This is a genomic window from Brevibacterium sp. OS20 (assembly GCF_056837565.1).
This window is the reverse complement of record NZ_CM166367.1, coordinates 1191392-1209518: the sequence shown is the minus strand read 5'-3', so window position 1 is coordinate 1209518 and position 18127 is coordinate 1191392. Positions and strand designations below refer to the sequence as shown.

The window sequence follows — 18127 nt, the reverse complement described above, 5'->3', positions numbered from 1 at the left end:
GGGCGAAGTGAGGTCCTCGACCGGTGGGCCGGTGGGCTGATCGAAGCGCAGACCGGCCCACCGACGACCCTTCACGTCGTTCAAGTGCCAGCGCGGATATCACGTGGTACACGACGCGATATCCGCGCTGGCCCCTGAACGAGCGACTTTCGTACAAAAACCAAGGTAGATTGATGCCATGAGCAAAAATCCGCTACTGCCCGCCGCCTATGACGTGATCTGGTCCGGAGTCGTCCTAGTGCTCGTCGTCCTGCTCATCTGGGCAATGGTGAGCATCGCCCGATCAGGACTCGACCCTCGGGTGAGACTCGTCTGGGCGATCATCGTCCTGCTGCTGCCCGTCGTCGGACCGATCTGCTGGCTCATTGCACGACCGCAGAAGTCGGACACCAGTCTCAGCTGACGCGCAATCGCGCTCAGGTCACGCGAAACTCGAAAAAGTCGTCGCCAGTGACGACTCTTTCGAGTTTCGCGTTGACTGATCAACTCTCGTGCAGGACTGCGTCCTCAGCGATCTCTGCTCACGCTCTCGTCTGGCTCTGCACTCGAGGATGCAGAATCGTGCTTGCACTGGCTGTCTGCACGCTCCCGTCGCCGGTGGTCTCGGAGAATGAAGGCGAGGCAGAGCAGTGAGCAGGCGGGAAAGACGATGAGCGTGAGAACCCAGGGCCCGCCTGCACGGAGGTCCTCTTCACCCGACAACACCGAAGTTGCCAGAGCGATGCCTGCGCTGTAAGCCATGATGATGTGCCTCATGCTCCGCACCCTACGCACCGGGAAATCAAGACACAAGCATCCTTGCCCGTAGTCGGAACTGCTGCCTGGTTCACGACCCCACCTCCGAGAGGTCCCCTCCCTCTTAACGCCCGCCTTCGCGCATCGATCAAGGGCTCGCTCGAATCACACGACGTAAACGGGGCGATATTCGAGCGAACCCTTGAACGAGCAGGTTTCGGGCAGAAGTCGGCTGTCCGGTAGACCGAACAAAGTGACGCTGAGCTCCGACCGCGACTGTCTGCTTGCCCACAGATCCGGGTGCGGCCGCGACTTCGGCATTGCCGAGGACTAAAATCGAGTCTGGACCAGTGAACGCTGTTGAAACCCTGCACCCCGCCTAAGGAGACCCCTGTGATTGAGCTGAAGACGCCCGCCGAGATCGACAAGATGGCGGTGACCGGCCGTTTCGTCGCGAAGACCTTGGCCGAGCTGACCTCGATCGCAGAACCGGGCATGGACATCATGCACCTGGAGAAGACCGCGCGGAAGCTCATTGAGGATGCCGGAGCGAAGTCCTGCTACTGGGACTACGCCCCCTCCTTCGGCTCCGGCCCCTTCCGCAACGTCATCTGCCTGTCCGTCAATGACGGCGTCCTCCACGGCAAGCCCCACAGCTACGTGATGAAGGACGGCGACGTGCTCACCCTCGACTTCGCCGTATCCATCGACGGCTGGGTCGCCGACGCCGCACGCTCCGTCGTCGTCGGCAACGGCAGCGACGAGGACCAACGACTCATCGACACCACTTGGGCCGGCCTCGAAGCCGGAATCAGCGCCGCCCAAGCAGGCAATCGCCTCGGCGATATCTCGAAGGCCATCGGTGACGTGGCCGATGCCCACCGCATCCCCGTCAACCTCGACTTCGGCGGGCACGGTCTCGGCCACACGATGCACGAGGATCCGCACGTGCCCAACCGCGGAAAGGGAGGTCGCGGCTTGGTCCTCAAACCGGGTCTGACCTTGGCGATCGAACCCTGGTGGTCGTTCACCTCGAAGAAGTTGTCCGTCGACAAGGACGGTTGGACCCTGCGCCTGGCCGACGGTTCGAATGGTGCCCATTCGGAGAACACGATCGCCATCACCGAGGATGGTCCCCGAATCCTCACCACGCTCGACTGACCTGGCTGCCGCACTCTGCCGGCAGGGGCGTCCGACGAACTCATCGTCGGGCGCCCTTCTGCATTCACCGGGCTCCCCCGCTGCAGTGCGCACCGGCCAGCTCTCCTTGTCACTGAGGCCGGACTCTCGAGCAAGGACTCTCGTGTCAGCGGCCCGTGCCAGAATTGCGGTATGTCTTTCACATGCTCGGAATGCGGCTATTCGACAGTCAAATGGTTGGGACGCTGCCCCGAATGCCAGGCCTGGGGCACCCTTGAGGAAAAGGGCGCGAACTCGTCGAAGGTGAAGACGAAAATCAAGAAATCCAATGCGGCGAAGCCGATCAGCGAGATCGACTCGTCGCTCGCGCAGGCGAGATCGACGTTCGTCCCCGAGTTCGATCGGGTGCTCGGCGGTGGCATCGTGCCTGGCGCCGTTGTCCTGCTCTCCGGCGAGCCGGGGGTCGGCAAGTCGACGCTGCTGCTCGACGTCGCCGCGAAGATCGCCATGTTCGGGGTCAAGGTTCTCTATGTCACCGGTGAGGAATCCGCCGGTCAGGTGCGGCTGCGCGCCGAACGGATCAATGCCCTGGCCGACTCGCTGCTCCTCGCCGCCGAGACCGATCTGGGGTCGGTACTGGGAATGATCGAATCCGAACAGCCGGAGCTGCTCGTCGTCGACTCGATCCAAACTTTGGCATCCTCCGAGGTCGAAGGCATCCCCGGCGGAGTCACCCAGGTCCGCGAAGTCGCCTCCGCCCTCATCAGGGAAGCCAAGGCCCGGTCTCTGCCGACTGTGCTCGTCGGCCACATCACGAAGGACGGCACGATCGCCGGTCCTCGCCTTCTCGAGCACCTCGTCGACGTCGTATGCACCTTCGAAGGTGAGAGGCATTCGCGTCTGCGTATGCTGCGCGCGGTGAAGAATCGCTTCGGCCCCACCGACGACGTGGGCTGTTTCGATATGGAGGAGAACGGGATCAAGAGTCTCGAGGACCCGTCGGGACTGTTCCTCTCGCGCAGCGGTGCGAATCCGCCCGGCACTTGCCTAACGGTGACGCAGGAGGGCAAGCGACCGCTGCTCGTCGAAGTCCAATCGCTCATCACAGAATCCGCCGGCGGCCAGTCCCGTCGCTCGGTCTCCGGAGTCGATTCCTCCCGAGTGGCGATGATGCTGGCTGTGCTCAGCCAGAACGTCGCGCAGGAGGACCTCGCCAAGAGCGATGTCTTCACCGCCACCGTCGGCGGAGCGAAGCTCTCCGAGCCGGCCAGCGACCTCGCGATCTGCATGTCCCTGGCCTCGGCGCTGCTCGGCAAGCCGCTGGCTCGCCACCTCGTCGCGATCGGCGAAGTCAGCCTGTCAGGGGAGATCCGCAATGTCCCCAATCTCGGCCAACGCCTCAACGAAGCCAAACGACTGGGCATCACTCATGCCGTCGTCGCCAAGGGAGCCATGACCAATGTGGCGGCACCGGACAAGATGGAGGTCGAGGAGTGCGAACACATCGCCGGGGCGGTCGAACTGATGCTGACGAAGCAGGGTCTTCGGGAGCAGAAGTGAGAAAGTTCGGGACTTTCGCTTGGTTTTGGAGCATCCTGGTGTCATGACCACGACAGTTTTTCCCGCCTTCCGGACCACCGATGCCGCAGCGACGATCGAACTGCTGGTCACGCTCGGGTTCACCGAAAGACTGCTCGTGCGCAATGAGCAGGACCCGGCCCTCGTCGAGCATGCCGAATTCGCGCTCGGTGACAACGGCGGGATCATGTTCGGTTCGGTCCGCAACGACGGATCGGCACTCGATGCAGTGGGCGGAAGCTCGATCTACGTCGTCGTCGACACCGAACGAGAAGTGGACCGACTCTACCAGGAGATCGTCGACCTGGGGCATGCGATCGTGCGACCGGTAGCGACTCAAGACTACGGCGGCCGCGAATTCGACTTCCGCGACCACGACGGGAACTCTTGGGGAGTCGGCTCCTACCGTGGTGCCTGAGGACTCAGTCCTGCGGTTCCTCTGACTGCTTCTCATCCGAGGAGTCCTTCTCGCCGGATTCCTTTTCCGACTTCTTCTCCTCGTCGGCTTTCTTCTTCTCCTCCGCGGCCTTCTTCTCCTTGGCCTTATCGGCGGCGCTCTTCTCGAGCTCGAACGGCGTCGGTTCGCTCTTCTTGTCATCGAGCTTCACGATGAGCTCGTAGTCGCCGGGGGCGAAGTCAGCGTCTTCGCGGTTGCAGTTCTTGTCGACCTTGATCCGGTTCCATTTGAGTTTCGCAGTCTTCTCCGACTGCGGTGCGAACTCCGTGGAAGCTTCGGCATTCTCGTCTTTCGCCGCCGCGCAGTACTCCGACGACCACACGACATCACCGTTCTTTTCGACGATGAATTCCTGCTTATCGGTACCGACCTCGATGAGGCACGTGGCGGTGTGGCCGTTCTCGATGACCATGCCGAATTCGGGTTCTTTCCCATCCTTCACGGATTTCGGATCGACCTTCGCCTTCAGCGAGAGTTTGTCCTCCGGGCACTTTCCGCTCGCTGCCTTCTTATCCGGCACCGGTGCCGCCGTCGTCGATTCGGCCGGGGTAGTCTCCTCGGCTGCAACCTTGTCCGATCCGTCGCTGCGGCCGCCGATGGCTTTGACGATTCCGACGATTCCGAGCACGAGAAGCCCCAGGACGAGGAGGCTGGCCACAGCAAGCGTGATACGGCGTCGGCGGTACACGTGAGCAGGCAGCTTCCCGCTAGACTGGCGAGGCTGCCCGGCAGCTCTGTTCGGCTGCGAACCACGATTGGAAGGAGTCATCGCTTTGAGCCTAGGCCGAAGCGATTGAGCATCCAAATGACACACCGAGCCGGTCCCGAATCGAATCCCTCCGGGTCGACCTCCGCCTTCCCCGAGGTGTCCGAACCTGTGCTCAGACGAGTCCAGGACACCATCATCGCCTGGTTCGAGGACACCGCCCGCGACCTGCCGTGGAGGCACCCGAAGACGAGTGCCTGGGCAATCCTCGTCAGTGAGATCATGTCCCAACAGACCCCTGTCGCCCGAGTCGAACCGCGATGGCGTGCGTGGATGGACAAATGGCCGACACCAGCCGACCTCGCCGCCGCCCCGACCGCCGAAGTCCTCCACTCCTGGGATCGCTTGGGCTATCCGCGCAGAGCGCTGCGACTGCAGGAAGCCGCCGAAGTCATCGCCGCGGACCTGGACAACCGGGTTCCCGAAACGACCGAAGAGCTCGAACGACTGCCGGGCATCGGGTCCTATACCGCCGCCGCGGTTTCCTCCTTCGCTTTCGGCAGAAAGACGACCGTGCTCGACACGAACGTGCGTCGGGTCCTCATCCGCCTCTTCGCGGGCCGGGAACGCCCCACCACCTCACCTGGCGGGAAGGAGACTGCCTGGGCGGCCGCCCTGGTGCCCGAGGACAAGCACGTTGAGTGGAACGCCGGAGTCATGGAGTTCGGGGCCCTCGTCTGCACGGCACGCAATCCCGACTGCCCCGCCTGCCCGCTCCAGGACATCTGCACATGGAACCGATTGGGCAGACCCGCCTCGGCGACGAAACCGAAGACTCAGAAGTGGGCAGGCACCGATCGACAGCTGCGCGGCGCGATCATGGATGTCCTCAAGGCAGCGCACGTCGCCGGGGACGACCGACGCGGTGTCCGGCTCGACGTCTTCACCGCCTCGGTGACCGACTTCGACCCGGTGTTTCTCGACTCACTGGCCGAATCGACGGCCACGGCGGTGGCGCGAGTGCGTGAACTCAGTGCGGACCAGGACAGGATCAATCGGCTCATCTCCGACCTCGTCGACGACGGTCTGGCACAACAGGTCGATGGCCGATTGGCATTGCCGAACAGCTGAATCAGGACCCGAACATGGCAGACGTCGCCACTGGACGGTGCGTGTGCGGCAGTCGCCTACACTGGCCGGTGAGAGCGTGGCCAAGACCGACGCCCGCCGGTGACGGCCAGGATCAGGGTCTGCCTCAGAGGTATTTGATCATCCGTGAGTTGCCCAGGGTATTCGGTTTGACCCTGGCCAGGTCGAGAAACTCTGCGACGCCCTCATCGGTGGAGTGAAGCAGCTCGACGTAGACCTCGGGTGAGACGGGGATGCCCTTGATCGGTTCGAAGCCGAGCGAACCGAAGAATCCGGTCTCGAAGGTCAGGCAGAACACCCGGTCGACTCCGATCTCACGAGCATCGGCGAGCAGCTGCTGGATGATCGCCTTGCCCACTCCCCTGCCCCGATAGTCCGGTGACGTGGCGACCGTGCGCGCCTCGGCGAGATCCGCCCAGATGATGTGCAGGGCGCCGCAGCCGGCGAGGATCTCGGAACCATCGGGCTGCGGGTCGACGACCAGCCAGAACTCCTGCAGCGACTCGAAGTAGGTCACCGTGTCCTTGGCGAGCAGGATCCGCTCACCGGCCAGTGGGGCGACCAGGGCTTCGATGCCTTTGACATCGCCGGTCCTCGCTCGTCGCAGGTACAGACCTCCTGGGAGTTCGTGCTTTGAATGATGGTCCTCGGAGATCAGTCCGTGATCGAAGTCGCCTGCATGTGAGCTCATACCGACATTCAACACCATCGCCGGACTCTTATGCGTTATCCGAGAAGGTGATGAACGATCAGGCCGAGGTCTCCGAGGATCCGCTCGAACCGGACGAACCCAGACCTGCGAGTTCGCCTTCGTCATCCTCAGCGGGCTTCAGGCTCTCGGTCTCGATGCCTTCGAAGGTGAACTCAGCGTCCTTTCCTTCGCCCTTGACGTCGACCTTGATGGTCTGGCCGCGTCCGATCTCCTTGAACAGGATCTTCTCCGACAGAGTGTCCTCGATCTCGAGCTGGATCGTCCGACGCAGCGGACGGGCACCCAGGACGGGATCGTAGCCGCGCTCGGCGAGCAGATCCTTCGCCTTGGCCGTGACGTCGACCTTCATGCCCTGATCGGCCAGGCGGACGTCGAGACGTTCGAGGAAGAGATCGACGATCTTGATGATCTCGACCATGCTCAGCTGCGGGAACACGATCGTGTCATCGACCCGGTTGAGGAACTCGGGACGGAAGTGCTGCTTGAGCTCTTCGTTGACCCGCTGCTTCATCCGGTCGTAGTTGGTCTTCGTGTCACCCTCGACCTGGAATCCGAGCTGGAGTCCGCTCGAGACATCACGCGTACCGAGGTTGGTCGTCATGATGATGATGGTGTTCTTGAAGTCCACCTCACGACCCTGCGAGTCGGTCAGTCGACCATCCTCGAGGATCTGCAGCAGCGAGTTGAAGATGTCCGAGTGGGCCTTCTCCACCTCGTCGAAGAGGACGACCGAGAACGGCTTCCGGCGGACCTTCTCCGTGAGCTGACCGCCCTCTTCGTATCCGACATATCCCGGAGGCGAACCGAACAGTCGCGAAACCGTGTGCTTCTCCGAGTATTCGGACATGTCGAGGCTGATGAGCGAATCCTCATCGCCGAAGAGGAACTCCGAGAGAGCCTTGGCCAGCTCGGTCTTGCCGACGCCGGTGGGGCCCGCGAAGATGAACGAGCCGGAGGGGCGCTTCGGATCCTTCAGCCCGGCGCGGGTACGACGGATCGCCCGCGAGATCGCCTTGACCGCATCGTCCTGACCGATGACGCGCTTGTGCAGCTCGTCTTCCATCCGCAGCAGACGCGAGGACTCTTCCTCGGTGAGCTTGAAGATCGGAATGCCGGTGGCAGAGGCGAGCACTTCGGCGATGAGATCGGCATCGACGACCTTCGAGGTGTCGGTGCCGGACTTGCGCCACGCCTCGGTCTGCTCTTCCTTCTCCTTCTGCAGCTTCATCTCGGAATCGCGCTCCGAGGCTGCCAGTTCGAAGTCCTGAGCATCGATGGCGGCTTCCTTGCGGTGGCGGGCCTCGAGGATCTTCTCCTCCAGGTCACGCACCTCCTGGGGAACCGACAGACGCGAGATGCGCAGCTTGGCACCGGCTTCGTCGATGAGGTCGATCGCCTTGTCCGGCAGGTACCGGTCGTTGATGTAGCGATCGGACATGTTGACAGCGGCTGCCAGGGCTCCGTCGGTGACGGTGACCTTGTGGTGCGCTTCGTACTTGTCACGCAGACCCTTGAGGATCTCGATCGAATGCGCCAGCGACGGTTCGGGAACCTGGATCGGCTGGAACCGGCGCTCGAGAGCGGCATCCTTCTCGATGTGCTTGCGGTACTCGTCCAGCGTGGTCGCACCGATGGTCTGCAGCTCTCCGCGAGCCAGCATGGGCTTGAGGATCGAAGCGGCATCGATCGCACCTTCGGCGGCTCCGGCACCCACCAGGGTGTGGATCTCGTCGATGAAGAGGATGATGTCGCCGCGGGTGCGGATCTCCTTGAGCACCTTCTTCAGACGCTCCTCGAAGTCACCGCGGTAGCGGGAGCCTGCGACCAGCGAACCGAGGTCGAGTGTGTAGAGCTGCTTGTCGGCGAGGATCTCGGGGACATCGCCGTTGACGATGGCCTGTGCGAGTCCTTCGACGACAGCCGTCTTGCCGACACCGGGTTCACCGATGAGCACCGGGTTGTTCTTCGTGCGACGCGAGAGGATCTGCATCACGCGCTGCATCTGCTCGTGCCGGCCGATGACCGGGTCGAGCTTGGCCTCGCGGGCCGCAGCGGTGAGGTTGGTGCCGAACTGGTCGAGCACGAGCGATCCCGAGGGAGTTCCCTCTTCGCGGCCGCCGGCGGACACGGGTTCCTTGCCCTGGTAGCCCGACAGCAGCTTGATGACTTCCTGGCGGACGCGTCCGAGGTCCGCGCCGAGCTTGACGAGCACCTGCGCGGCAACGCCCTCGCCCTCACGGATGAGGCCGAGCAGAATATGCTCGGTGCCGATGTAGCTGTGACCCAGCTGCAGTGCTTCACGGAGGCTGAGCTCGAGGACCTTCTTCGCCCGCGGGGTGAAGGGAATATGGCCGCTCGGAGCCTGCTGTCCCTGACCGATGATCTCCTGGACCTGGTCGCGCACCTGCTCGAGGGAGATGTCCATACCCTCGAGTGCCTTCGCTGCCAGACCTTCACCCTCATGGATGAGGCCGAGCAGAATGTGCTCGGTGCCGATGTAGTTGTGTTTGAGAAGTTTCGCTTCTTCCTGCGCGAGCACCACGACGCGTCGTGCTCGGTCGGTGAACCGCTCGAACATATTCATCCTCCTCGGTCTTCTGATTCTTCTGAGCCTAACCACCACGACCGCGGTTCTATTGCAGGTTTCGCCATCAGCCGAAACCGTTTGGCTGTGGGCGAAATTCTCTAGACTCGAGACCCACACAGCAACGTCAGAGAGGACGCAGACATGCCCACCGATCCCACGATCATCCGGGACCTGGCCCGGGCCCACGGTCTCGACATCATCACCGATTCCATCGTCATCAACGAGCTCGGCCTCGACTTCCAGGTCGCCATCGCCGAGGCGGTCGACGGCGGAGCGTGGGTGCTCCGGATCCCTCGGCGTCCGGATGTCTCTGCCCGCGCCGCCGTCGAGGGCCGGTTCCTGGGCGCCATCGCACCGCATCTGAGCGTCGCGGTCCCCGATTGGCAGATCCACTCGAATGACCTCATCGCCTACCCGCTGCTGCCGGGAACACCCGGACTGACGATCGATGACAGTGGTCAGCCGCAGTGGCATTTCGATGTCGAATCCTCCGAGTATGCCGCATCGCTCGGATCAGTCCTCGCCGAACTTCACACCGTCGACCCGGCTGTCGTTCGGGACACAGGCATTCCGGAGTTCTCCCCCACCGAGATCCGACAGCGCAAGCGCGAAGACATCGACAACGTCGCCGCCGAGTTCGAGGTGGCGCCGTCCCTGCTCCGGCGGTGGACCGCGTGGCTCGACGAAGACAGCTATTGGCCGTCGTTCTCAACCGTGACTCATGGCGAGGTGTACCCGGCTCATCAGCTCATGGACGGACCCGTCAATCTGAGCATCCTCGACTGGACGACCGCGGCAATCGGCGATCCGGCCAGAGATTTCATGTTCCATCACGCCAGTGTCTCGGCCTCAGCGTTCGAGAACACGAGCGCGCGATACGTGGAAGCCGGCGCTCGGATCTGGCCCAGGTTCGCCGAGCACTGCGGCGAGCTCTACTCGACGTCGCCCGTCGAATTGGGGCTGTACGCTCTGCAGACCGGAGACCCGGAGCATATGAGTGCGGCACGAATTCAATTGAACCCGGAGAACTGAACCGACTTCAACAGCCGTGCGGTGAGCAGAGGTCTTTCCTCAGCCGCAGTGCAGGCTCCCTTGATTCGTGTGCAGCTTCTTCGAATCATTTGGCTGCGGCATCAATCGATATGATTTTCAACTACTCTCCACCTGGCAATTGTCTGTGATGATTCATCACTGCTGTGTTGCCGCATCGCCGGATGAGGGCAATTGATATTTCCGAGGTCGAGCACAAAAAGACCGAGGGGCCAGCGATTCAATTCGCTGACCCCTCGGGTCTAATCGGAAGTTATCGGCTTTCGAATGAGCCTCTTACTTCTCCGCTGCTTCGTATGCTTCGACGATCTCCAGCGGGATCCGTCCACGATCACCGAGCTGGTACCCGTTGTTCTGAGCCCACTCGCGGATCTTCGCCGTGTCCCGCTTGGGGCCCGACGAGCCCGCACGGCGGCCACGGCCACCGGTGTTGGCTACACGACGTGCTTTGGCGATGAATGGGGCGAACGTCTCACGGAGTTTGTCGGCATTCTCGGTTGAGAGCTCGAGTTCGTACGTCGCCTGGTCGAGGCTGAAACGAACGGTTTCCGCCGCTTCGCTTCCGTCGAAATCATCCGTGAGAACGAGGCGCATTTCCCTTGCCATGTTCACTCTTTTCGTAATCAGAGGTTTTTGTCGCTGTCATCTTAACATCCGTTCGGGGATTATCGTCGACTTCGCTAACGTCAATCTCTGAATAGTATTTATCTACCTGTTCGCGTTCATTGCGATCTGCGCGGACGATATTCCGGAACACATACCAGAACAGCAATCCCACACAGATCGACGGGAGCAGCGCTTTGAGGATATCCAACATAATCAGATCAGCCCTCCTGAGCCGAGTCCTCCTGCGAAGAAGCCAAAGGCTTGGTGAATGGGAACAGAATGGTTTCACGAATTCCCAAACCGGTCAGCGCCATGAGCAGACGGTCGAGTCCCATGCCCATTCCGCCGGTCGGCGGCATTCCGTGCTCAATCGCCATGAGGAAGTCCTCGTCGAGGCCCATCGCCTCGTCGTCACCGCGGGCGGCGTCCGCGGCCTGAGCCTCGAAACGCTGACGCTGGATGATCGGGTCGACGAGCTCCGAATAGCCGGTGGCCAACTCGAAGCCGCGCACATACAGATCCCACTTCTCCACGACGCCCTTCTTCGTCCGGTGCTCACGCACCAGTGGTGAGGTGTCGACCGGGAAGTCGGTGACGAAGGTCGGAGCCCAGAGCTTGTCCTGGTAGAAGTGCTCCCACAGCTCTTCGACGTACTTTCCGTGTGAGCGGAAGACTCCGCCCATGTCGACGCCGTTGTCGGCGGCGATCTTGTCGAGGACGTCCAGTCCGGTCTCCGGGGTCACCTCGACGCCGGACAGCTCGGATAGGGAGTCGTACATGCTCACGACCGGCCAGTCTCCGCCGAAGTCGTAGTCCGTGCCGTCGTCGAGAGTGACGACGAGCGATCCGGTGGCTTCCTGGGCGGCGTTCTGGATGAGGGTCTTCGTGAGATCGGCGATCGAATGGTAATCGCCGAAGGACTGATAGGCCTCGAGCATCGCGAATTCCGGGGAGTGAGTGGAGTCAGCACCCTCGTTGCGGAAGTTGCGGTTGATCTCGAAGACGTTCTCGATTCCGCCGACGACCGCCCGCTTGAGGAACAGCTCCGGGGCGATGCGCAGGTACATGTCGATGTCGTAGGCGTTCATATGCGTCTTGAACGGGCGTGCCGAGGCACCGCCGTGCATGGTCTGCAGCATCGGCGTCTCGATCTCGACGAAGTCCTGGTCCGCGAAGGTCTTCCGGAGCGACGACATCACCTTGGCACGGGTGAGCATCGTCTCCCGAGCCTGCTCGCGGGTGATGAGGTCGAGGTAGCGCTGGCGGACGCGGGTGTCCTCGGCGAGTTCGGTGTGCAATCCGGGCAGCGGGCGGAGGGCCTTCGACGCCATGGTCCAGGAGTCCGCGAGGACGGAGAGCTCACCGCGCTTGGACTTGATGACCTTTCCGTGCAGGAACAGGAAGTCGCCGAGGTCGACGTCGGTCTTGAAGTCGTCCAGGCGCTCCTGACCGACTTCACGCAGCGAGAGCATGCCCTGCAGGCGGGTGCCGTCACCGGACTGCAGTGTGACGAAGCAGAGTTTGCCGGTGGTGCGGACGAAGACGACTCGGCCGATGACGCCGACGACAGCCTCGGTCTCCTCCCCCGCTTCGAGACCGTCGTGGGCGGCGTGGACCTCGGCGAGGCTGTGGGTGCGGGGCACCGTCACCGGGTAGGCATCGGTTCCGTCGTCGAGGAGACGCTGGCGCTTGTCCTTTCGAATCCGGATCTGTTCCGGATCGAGGTGTTCGGGTGAAAGGTCTGCGTTCTCAGGTGTCTTCGAGTCGGTATTCGCCATGCTTCAAGGCTACCGTGGACGGGCCGCACGGGGGAATTCGGCGGTCAGTCCAGAGCGCTCAGGATCTGCTGTGCCTGAGCTTCTGTGATCCGTCCCATCGCCAGTGCTTTCGCGGCCGTCGATCGGGCGAGTGCGATGTAGCTGTTGCGCACGGCCGGGTTCGATCGGCTGAGGCTGAACTCGCTCAGTGCCGCCAGGTGCGCTTCGATGGTTCCGACATCACCACGGCTGATCGGTCCGGTCAGCGCCTTCGGTCCGTTCTGCATGGTGTTGGCGACGCTGGCGTCGACGAGGGCGTGGAGGACGGCCGACGGATCGGCGACCCCTGCCTCGGCGAGCAGTTCCATGGCCTCGGCGAGGATCGTGATCGAATGGTTCGACGCGTGGGTGATGGCCGCATGGTAGAGAGGACGGTCCGCCTCGGCGATGTCGATCGGTTCGGCACCGAGTTCGACGACGAGAGCCTCGCCCACCGGACGGATCGGCGCGGGCGCAGTGACCGCGATCGTCGCCTGCCGCAGACGGCTGAGATCGACCTCGGTGCCTGTGAATGTCAGGGATGGGTGCAGAGCGATGGGCAGAACGCCGAGGCGGGTCCCGGCCTCGAGGACGTCCGTTCCGTATCGGCCGGAGCAGTGCACGAGGATCTGCCCGGCATGGATGCGGCCGAGGTTCGCCAGTCCGGTCACCAGTGGTGCGATCTCGTCGTCGGGGACGGCGATGAGCACGAGTTCGGCGCGTTCGGTGATCGCGTCGGGGTCGAGGACCGGCACTCCGGGCAGCATGTCCTCGGCACGTTCGAGGCTGGCCGTCGAGGTGGCGCTGACTCCGATGATCGCGTGACCGGCCTGCCTCCAGGCGGCACCGATGCTGGCTCCGACTCGGCCGCAGCCGATGATTCCGATGCCCAGCCGTGGTGCGTCGTCCTGGCTCATCCGTTGTCTTCCTCGTGAGTCTCGATGGGGCCGGTGTGTGCCGACTTCGCGGCGGCGTCGAAGCGTTGGCGGGCGATCCGAGTACGTTCGGCATGTTCGGTGAAGAAGCGTTTGGCAGCTTCGGCGTCCTGATGCTTCACGAGCGGGGTGATGGGTCCGGCGGTCGAGTGCACGGCCACGCTGCCCAGTTTCAGCGACCTCATCAGCGGCCCTTGGTAGTAGCGCAGGGACTGGACCCTGACATGGGGCACGAAGTCGACCCGGCGATCGAGGACTCCCAGGCGCAGCACGAGCAGGGAATCGGTGAGGGCATAGGCCCGTCGTCTCCAGACGAGGGGGTCGAGGATCCGTGAGGAGCGCGGCTGCGCGTGGAACAGCTCCTCGGCCGCCGCTGCGTCGGGGTGTGTGGATTTCCTGTCGTACATGGCCGACCGGACGAGGCCGTCGGCCGAGATGCCTTCGGGCAGCTGCGGGTCGGGCAGAGCGAGACCCACCATGAGCAGTGCCTGGTCGATATCGCCGACCGGCAGGAGCAGGTTCTCGTCGCTCTTTCCGCCGTCGCTGGCGATGTTGTATTCGGCCCTCCACCAGCCGGCCCAGCGCCACAGCAGCGGCTGGTGGAGGCAGACGGCCTGGAGCCGGTCGAGCGGGATGACTTTGCGGGAGGTGGAGAAGAGTCCGTGGCTGACGGCCAATCCGTCTTCGCTGATGCGGACGACGAAGTTGGCATTGTCGAGGTTCTTCTTGAACCCGGCGAACGCGGCGAAGATGCCGGGCAATCCACCGATGAGGATCGGGAGGAAGGCCTCCTCGATTCCGACGAGGAGGAACACGACGGCAATGGCGACGAGGACGATGATGACGCCGACGGAGATCAGCGTTCCGGTGTTGAGCAGGGAGGACACGATGACCCGATGGGCGGGGACACGGATGATCTCTCCCTCTTCGCCGACATCGGCCGAGAGGTTGTACGGAGCCAGCAGGTCGTTGAGGCTCCGTTCCGCTTCGTGGGAGACGTCGTCGGCCAGGACGCCCAGGCGCTTGCTCAGTCGCACTCCGATGCTGTCGGCGCTGCGTTCGGGCACTGAGCGGTCGATGCCCGGCTGTTCTCCGTCCGCACCTGGGTCCGGGCTGTCGTGGCCACCGGCGCCGAAGCGTGCAGTGTCGCCCGCAGATGCATCGGCTCCTGCGCCGCCGCCTGCCTCTGTATCGGCCTCGGTCCCACCGTGGTCGGCTGCGACTCCGGGCACCGCATCGGTGGACGTCGCAGACGTCGCGGATGCGTTCTTCTTCGCTTTCACCGCGGCGAGAAGTTCATCGCGCAGCTCTTCGGCACGTTTCTTCGACAAGTACTTCAGGGAGATGTTCGAGTCGGTGCCGCCGGCGACATCGAAGACGAGTTCGGCCATGCCGAGCATGCGCGGCAGCAGCTTCTGCTGCAGATCGATCGACTGGACGCGGTCCAGACGGGCCTTGCGCAGCTTCTTCGACAGCAGCCCCCGACGGTAGTAGATCGCCTCGGCGTCGACCCGATACCCCATGACTCGCCACGCCAGCCAGCTGAAGAAGGCGGTGAGGACCAGGATCAGGATGATTCCGCCGACGACGGCGAGGATCACCAGCGGGTGAGCGCCCAGCCATTCGGCGAAGGTGAGGTTGACGGACCGGCCGGAGGCGAGGTCTTCGACGGCGCTCTGGAAGAAGTTCTGCAGACCGTAGGCCGCGGCGATGAAGATGCCGACGAGGACGCCGAGGCTCTCGAGGATCGGCGTCAGCGGATGGACGCGGTGCCAGACCTCCGGTGCGGCCGCCTCGGTGCCGGGGTTCGGGGTTTCGGGTGAAGATGCGTCGCTCATGGTCATAGCCCGGCGAGATTGGCCTGGCCGAGTCCGGCGAGGCTGTCGCGCAGGCGATCGGCTTCGGCGCGGGGCAGTCCGGGGATCGTCGCGTCGGTGGCGGCCGACGCGGTGTGCAGTTTGACGGTGGCCAGGCCGAACATGCGGTCGATGGGGCCGGCGTCGACGTCGACGAATTGGAGTCGGCCGTAGGGCACGACGGTGGCGCGGTGGAACATGATGCCGCGGCGGACGAGCAGGTCGTCCTCCCGTTCGGCATAGCCGATGGCGCGAGCCTGACGGAGGATGATGATCGTCGAAATGATGCCGTAGACGAGGACGGCGATCCAGATGAGGTGCAGCCAGGGCACCTCGGAGTTGAAGATGATCGCGAAGGCCAGCCCGGCGATGAGCATCGGAACGAGCAGCGTCAGTGACGCCAGAACCTCTTTCAGCCCGTACTTCGGACTCACCCTGTTGAAGGGCACATCGGCTCCGATGGAGAAGGAGAGGTCGCGGTTCATGCTGTTTCAGCTCCCGGCGGGTCTTGGGGTGGGATCTCGCAGAATCCCTCGACGATCATACCGACGATCATGAGCACTGCGGCCGAGATCATCGCGACAAGCATACCTGCGGCCAGATCATTGCGGATCCCGGGGGCTGACAGGAAGTAGTAGCCGGCGTTGCCCAGGTACCAGCCGGCCAGTCCGGCCCCGGTCAGGGCACTGGCCTTGGCCATGATCGCCACTCTCGCCGCTTGGATCGGGTCGATCTCCTTCGTCCGGTCACCGTCGTTCCATTTCTTGATGGGCCAGCCGAGCAGGAACAGGATGGCTGCGAGGACGAGCATGCCGATGATGGCGAACCACGGCAGTCCCGGCAGTGAGAACCCCTGGCTTTCGAGCACCACGTCGACCACGATCGCGAGAACCGTGCCGATCACGGCCCAGACGGCGAGGGTGGACGAGGAGGTTCTCTGCATGGTTCCCAGTCTCTCAGATCGCGGGCGGTTATCCAGAGGTGATCCGAGCGATGTCCTGGTCGTCGAGTTCGGCCAGGACCGCGCTGATGGGGCGGCGTCCCTGTGGGGTGTCGATGAGTGTGTCTCCGACGAGTTCCGCCCATGGCGCGAGGACGAAGGCACGTTCGTGAGCGTGCGGGTGCGGCAGCGTCAGTCGCGGGGTCTTGCTGCGCTGCTCCCCGTCCTCGTCTCCGAAGCGGATGAGGTCGATGTCGAGGGTGCGGGGTCCCCACCTGAGTTCGCGCGTCCGCCCGCAGGCGACTTCAATGCCCTGTGCCACCGAGAGCAGTTCGAGAGCCGACAATGTGGTCGTCACGAGCACTCCGAGGTTGAGGAAGTCGGCTTGGTCGACTCCGCCCCAGGGGGCGGTGCGGAAGAGTGAGGACCGGCGGGTGACGGTGATGTCCGGATGCCGGTCGAGGGCGGCCACCGCCTGGTCGAGGGTGTCCGCGGCATCGCCGAGGTTCGCCCCGAGATTGAGATACGCTTCGGTCTCGCCCTCGGCCGTGTCGCCCGAACCGCGCGGCGCGTCCGCGGCCCTTGCAGGCTCCCTCACCGAGGCGGCGGCAGAGTCGACGCGTCTGCGTTCGACTCGGATGCGCACATCGTCGAAGGTCCGTTGGATCGGTGCCGAGGGTTTGTGGACGACGACCTCGACGTGTTCGCACAGGCTCAGGCAGTGGTCGGCGATGCGTTCGGCCAGCGTTTCGATGAGGTCGAAGGTGTTGTTCTCGACGATTCCGGCGACGTCTTCGGCGAGTTCGCCGTAGTGGATCGTCTCGGCGAGGTCGTCGGTGGCCGCGGCACGTGCGACGGAGGTGTGGAGGGTGACGTCGATGATGAAGTCCTGACCCTCGCGCTTCTCGAAGTCGAAGACGCCGTGGTTGCCGCGCACCGTCAGTCCGCGCAGTTCGATGCGGTCGGGGGCCGACTCTGCGCCGGTCATCGCCCGGATCCCTCAGTCCCGGAGTCCGCTGCCGGGTGTGCCGCTGCTGCGGAGTGTTCCCTGACCGCGGCGATGACCTTGCAGGCGACCGCCGAGGTGGCCGGATCGTGGACGCGGACCGCCCAGGCACCGGCCTGCGCGGAGATCGCGGAGATCGTGGCCGTGGCCTGATCCTTCGCCGCCTGTTCGGCCTGTTTCGGGTCGTCGGGGCTGAGCAGGGAGGCGATGAAGCGCTTCCGGCTGGCGGCGACGAGGAGTCGGTGGTCGAGGGCGGCGAATTCGTCGAGCGCGGAGAGCAGCTGCCAGTTGTGTTCGGCGTTCTTCGAGAACCCGAGGCCGGGGTCGACGATGATATTCGCCGGTTCGACGCCGACGTCGATGGCTTCGTCGATGCGGGTGCGCAGCTCGGAGATCACCTCGGCGACGACATCGTCGTAGTGGAACGTCGCCGAAGCCTGATCGAGGTAGCCGCGCCAGTGCATGAGCACGATGGGAGCTCCGGACTCGGCGGCGACGCTGAGCATGGTGGGGTCCGACTGTCCGGCGGAGACGTCGTTGATGATATGAGCTCCGGCTGCCAGGGATTCTGCAGCGACGCGGGCACGCATCGTGTCGACGCTGATGACAGCTCCGGCTGCGGCGAGCTCACGGACGACCGGGACGACTCGGCGCAGCTCTTCGGCTTCGTCGACGCGGGCCGATCCCGGACGCGTCGATTCGCCACCGACGTCGATGATGTCGGCACCGGCTGCCATGAGTTCGAGTCCGTGGGCGACGGCTCGGTCATGGTCGAACCACAGCCCGCCGTCGGAGAAGGAGTCGGGGGTGACATTGAGGACGCCCATGATCTGCGTCGTCTTAGCGGCTGTTTCGTCCATCGCTGTGTGATCCG

17 protein-coding genes are annotated in these 18127 nt (G+C 63.7%); 6 read left to right on the top strand and 11 right to left on the bottom strand.

Translation table 11 applies throughout. The features are described 5' to 3' along the window. Nucleotides 1-178: 178 nt before the first annotated feature. From ACVZTU_RS05195 to ACVZTU_RS05180, 4 genes are all read left to right on the top strand, one after another. Nucleotides 179-403: a PLD nuclease N-terminal domain-containing protein gene (locus ACVZTU_RS05195; RefSeq protein WP_172173788.1), complete on the top strand. Its 225-nt coding sequence runs from the start codon at nucleotides 179-181 to the stop codon at nucleotides 401-403. 725 nt (nucleotides 404-1128) lie between these two features. Then, the gene (gene map, locus ACVZTU_RS05190; protein ID WP_139468641.1) at nucleotides 1129-1896 is read left to right on the top strand and encodes a type I methionyl aminopeptidase; all 768 of its coding nucleotides are present in this window, start codon (nucleotides 1129-1131) and stop codon (nucleotides 1894-1896) included. A gap of 171 nt (nucleotides 1897-2067) precedes the next feature. Next, nucleotides 2068-3435, top strand: coding sequence for a DNA repair protein RadA (gene radA, locus ACVZTU_RS05185; RefSeq protein WP_482401546.1), 1368 nt, complete (start codon nucleotides 2068-2070; stop codon nucleotides 3433-3435). Between the two features lie 43 nt (nucleotides 3436-3478). Further along, nucleotides 3479-3871 carry a VOC family protein gene (locus ACVZTU_RS05180; RefSeq protein WP_139468643.1) on the top strand — a complete coding sequence of 131 codons (393 nt, stop codon included), beginning with the start codon at nucleotides 3479-3481 and terminating at the stop codon, nucleotides 3869-3871. A gap of 4 nt (nucleotides 3872-3875) precedes the next feature. Here ACVZTU_RS05180 and ACVZTU_RS05175 read toward each other — a convergent pair whose 3' ends face one another. Beyond that, nucleotides 3876-4568 (bottom strand): hypothetical protein, encoded by a 693-nt coding sequence (locus ACVZTU_RS05175; RefSeq protein WP_482401545.1) that lies wholly within the window; start codon nucleotides 4566-4568, stop codon nucleotides 3876-3878. Nucleotides 4569-4715: 147 nt separating this feature from the next. Between ACVZTU_RS05175 and ACVZTU_RS05170 the strand changes: the two genes are divergently transcribed. After that, a complete protein-coding gene (locus tag ACVZTU_RS05170) occupies nucleotides 4716-5747 on the top strand; it encodes an HhH-GPD family protein (protein WP_482401544.1) in 1032 nt (343 codons plus the stop codon). Nucleotides 5748-5871: 124 nt separating this feature from the next. Here ACVZTU_RS05170 and ACVZTU_RS05165 read toward each other — a convergent pair whose 3' ends face one another. Then, a complete protein-coding gene (locus ACVZTU_RS05165) occupies nucleotides 5872-6456 on the bottom strand; it encodes an amino-acid N-acetyltransferase (RefSeq protein WP_446655898.1) in 585 nt (194 codons plus the stop codon). Between the two features lie 58 nt (nucleotides 6457-6514). Next, nucleotides 6515-9055, bottom strand: coding sequence for an ATP-dependent Clp protease ATP-binding subunit (locus ACVZTU_RS05160; RefSeq protein WP_139468746.1), 2541 nt, complete (start codon nucleotides 9053-9055; stop codon nucleotides 6515-6517). A gap of 150 nt (nucleotides 9056-9205) precedes the next feature. Here ACVZTU_RS05160 and ACVZTU_RS05155 point away from each other — a divergent pair, with 150 nt between their 5' ends. Then, on the top strand, nucleotides 9206-10096 hold the full coding sequence (locus ACVZTU_RS05155) for a macrolide 2'-phosphotransferase (RefSeq protein WP_139468646.1): 891 nt from the start codon (nucleotides 9206-9208) through the stop codon (nucleotides 10094-10096). Nucleotides 10097-10390: 294 nt separating this feature from the next. On the opposite strand, the gene ACVZTU_RS05150 is transcribed toward ACVZTU_RS05155, so the two are convergent. From ACVZTU_RS05150 to folP, 8 genes are all read right to left on the bottom strand, one after another. Beyond that, the gene (locus ACVZTU_RS05150; protein ID WP_092015973.1) at nucleotides 10391-10720 is read right to left on the bottom strand and encodes a histone-like nucleoid-structuring protein Lsr2; all 330 of its coding nucleotides are present in this window, start codon (nucleotides 10718-10720) and stop codon (nucleotides 10391-10393) included. Nucleotides 10721-10938: 218 nt separating this feature from the next. After that, nucleotides 10939-12498: a lysine--tRNA ligase gene (gene lysS, locus ACVZTU_RS05145; RefSeq protein WP_446655899.1), complete on the bottom strand. Its 1560-nt coding sequence runs from the start codon at nucleotides 12496-12498 to the stop codon at nucleotides 10939-10941. Nucleotides 12499-12542: 44 nt separating this feature from the next. Continuing rightward, entirely contained in the window at nucleotides 12543-13433 is an 891-nt protein-coding gene (locus tag ACVZTU_RS05140) for a Rossmann-like and DUF2520 domain-containing protein (RefSeq protein WP_139468649.1), read from the bottom strand. After that, the gene (locus tag ACVZTU_RS05135; protein ID WP_248283964.1) at nucleotides 13430-15289 is read right to left on the bottom strand and encodes a PH domain-containing protein; all 1860 of its coding nucleotides are present in this window, start codon (nucleotides 15287-15289) and stop codon (nucleotides 13430-13432) included. The genes ACVZTU_RS05140 and ACVZTU_RS05135 overlap by 4 nt, the downstream gene beginning before the upstream one ends. Nucleotides 15290-15291: 2 nt before the next feature. Beyond that, nucleotides 15292-15792 (bottom strand): PH domain-containing protein, encoded by a 501-nt coding sequence (locus ACVZTU_RS05130; RefSeq protein WP_139468651.1) that lies wholly within the window; start codon nucleotides 15790-15792, stop codon nucleotides 15292-15294. After that, complete coding sequence (locus ACVZTU_RS05125; protein ID WP_139468652.1) at nucleotides 15789-16250, bottom strand: DUF3180 domain-containing protein; 462 nt, start codon at nucleotides 16248-16250, stop codon at nucleotides 15789-15791. The genes ACVZTU_RS05130 and ACVZTU_RS05125 overlap by 4 nt, the downstream gene beginning before the upstream one ends. 28 nt (nucleotides 16251-16278) lie before the next feature. Further along, nucleotides 16279-17235 carry a 2-amino-4-hydroxy-6-hydroxymethyldihydropteridine diphosphokinase gene (folK, locus tag ACVZTU_RS05120; protein ID WP_139468653.1) on the bottom strand — a complete coding sequence of 319 codons (957 nt, stop codon included), beginning with the start codon at nucleotides 17233-17235 and terminating at the stop codon, nucleotides 16279-16281. Next, nucleotides 17232-18113 (bottom strand): dihydropteroate synthase, encoded by an 882-nt coding sequence (gene folP, locus ACVZTU_RS05115; RefSeq protein WP_218973642.1) that lies wholly within the window; start codon nucleotides 18111-18113, stop codon nucleotides 17232-17234. Before folP ends, folK begins: the two co-directional genes overlap by 4 nt. Nucleotides 18114-18127: the final 14 nt, after the last annotated feature.

What these genes read in the sequence shown, in the direction of transcription:
- ACVZTU_RS05130 (WP_139468651.1), bottom strand. Translation starts at nt 15,792, where the DNA reads ATGAACCGCGACCTCTCCTTCTCCATCGGAGCCGATGTGCCCTTCAAC.
- folP (WP_218973642.1), bottom strand. Translation starts at nt 18,113, where the DNA reads ATGGACGAAACAGCCGCTAAGACGACGCAGATCATGGGCGTCCTCAAT.
- ACVZTU_RS05180 (WP_139468643.1), top strand. Translation starts at nt 3,479, where the DNA reads ATGACCACGACAGTTTTTCCCGCCTTCCGGACCACCGATGCCGCAGCG.
- ACVZTU_RS05140 (WP_139468649.1), bottom strand. Translation starts at nt 13,433, where the DNA reads ATGAGCCAGGACGACGCACCACGGCTGGGCATCGGAATCATCGGCTGC.
- ACVZTU_RS05160 (WP_139468746.1), bottom strand. Translation starts at nt 9,055, where the DNA reads ATGTTCGAGCGGTTCACCGACCGAGCACGACGCGTCGTGGTGCTCGCG.
- ACVZTU_RS05135 (WP_248283964.1), bottom strand. Translation starts at nt 15,289, where the DNA reads ATGAGCGACGCATCTTCACCCGAAACCCCGAACCCCGGCACCGAGGCG.
- folK (WP_139468653.1), bottom strand. Translation starts at nt 17,235, where the DNA reads ATGACCGGCGCAGAGTCGGCCCCCGACCGCATCGAACTGCGCGGACTG.
- ACVZTU_RS05155 (WP_139468646.1), top strand. Translation starts at nt 9,206, where the DNA reads ATGCCCACCGATCCCACGATCATCCGGGACCTGGCCCGGGCCCACGGT.
- ACVZTU_RS05125 (WP_139468652.1), bottom strand. Translation starts at nt 16,250, where the DNA reads ATGCAGAGAACCTCCTCGTCCACCCTCGCCGTCTGGGCCGTGATCGGC.
- ACVZTU_RS05150 (WP_092015973.1), bottom strand. Translation starts at nt 10,720, where the DNA reads ATGGCAAGGGAAATGCGCCTCGTTCTCACGGATGATTTCGACGGAAGC.
- ACVZTU_RS05195 (WP_172173788.1), top strand. Translation starts at nt 179, where the DNA reads ATGAGCAAAAATCCGCTACTGCCCGCCGCCTATGACGTGATCTGGTCC.
- radA (WP_482401546.1), top strand. Translation starts at nt 2,068, where the DNA reads ATGTCTTTCACATGCTCGGAATGCGGCTATTCGACAGTCAAATGGTTG.
- ACVZTU_RS05165 (WP_446655898.1), bottom strand. Translation starts at nt 6,456, where the DNA reads ATGAGCTCACATGCAGGCGACTTCGATCACGGACTGATCTCCGAGGAC.
- ACVZTU_RS05170 (WP_482401544.1), top strand. Translation starts at nt 4,716, where the DNA reads ATGACACACCGAGCCGGTCCCGAATCGAATCCCTCCGGGTCGACCTCC.
- lysS (WP_446655899.1), bottom strand. Translation starts at nt 12,498, where the DNA reads ATGGCGAATACCGACTCGAAGACACCTGAGAACGCAGACCTTTCACCC.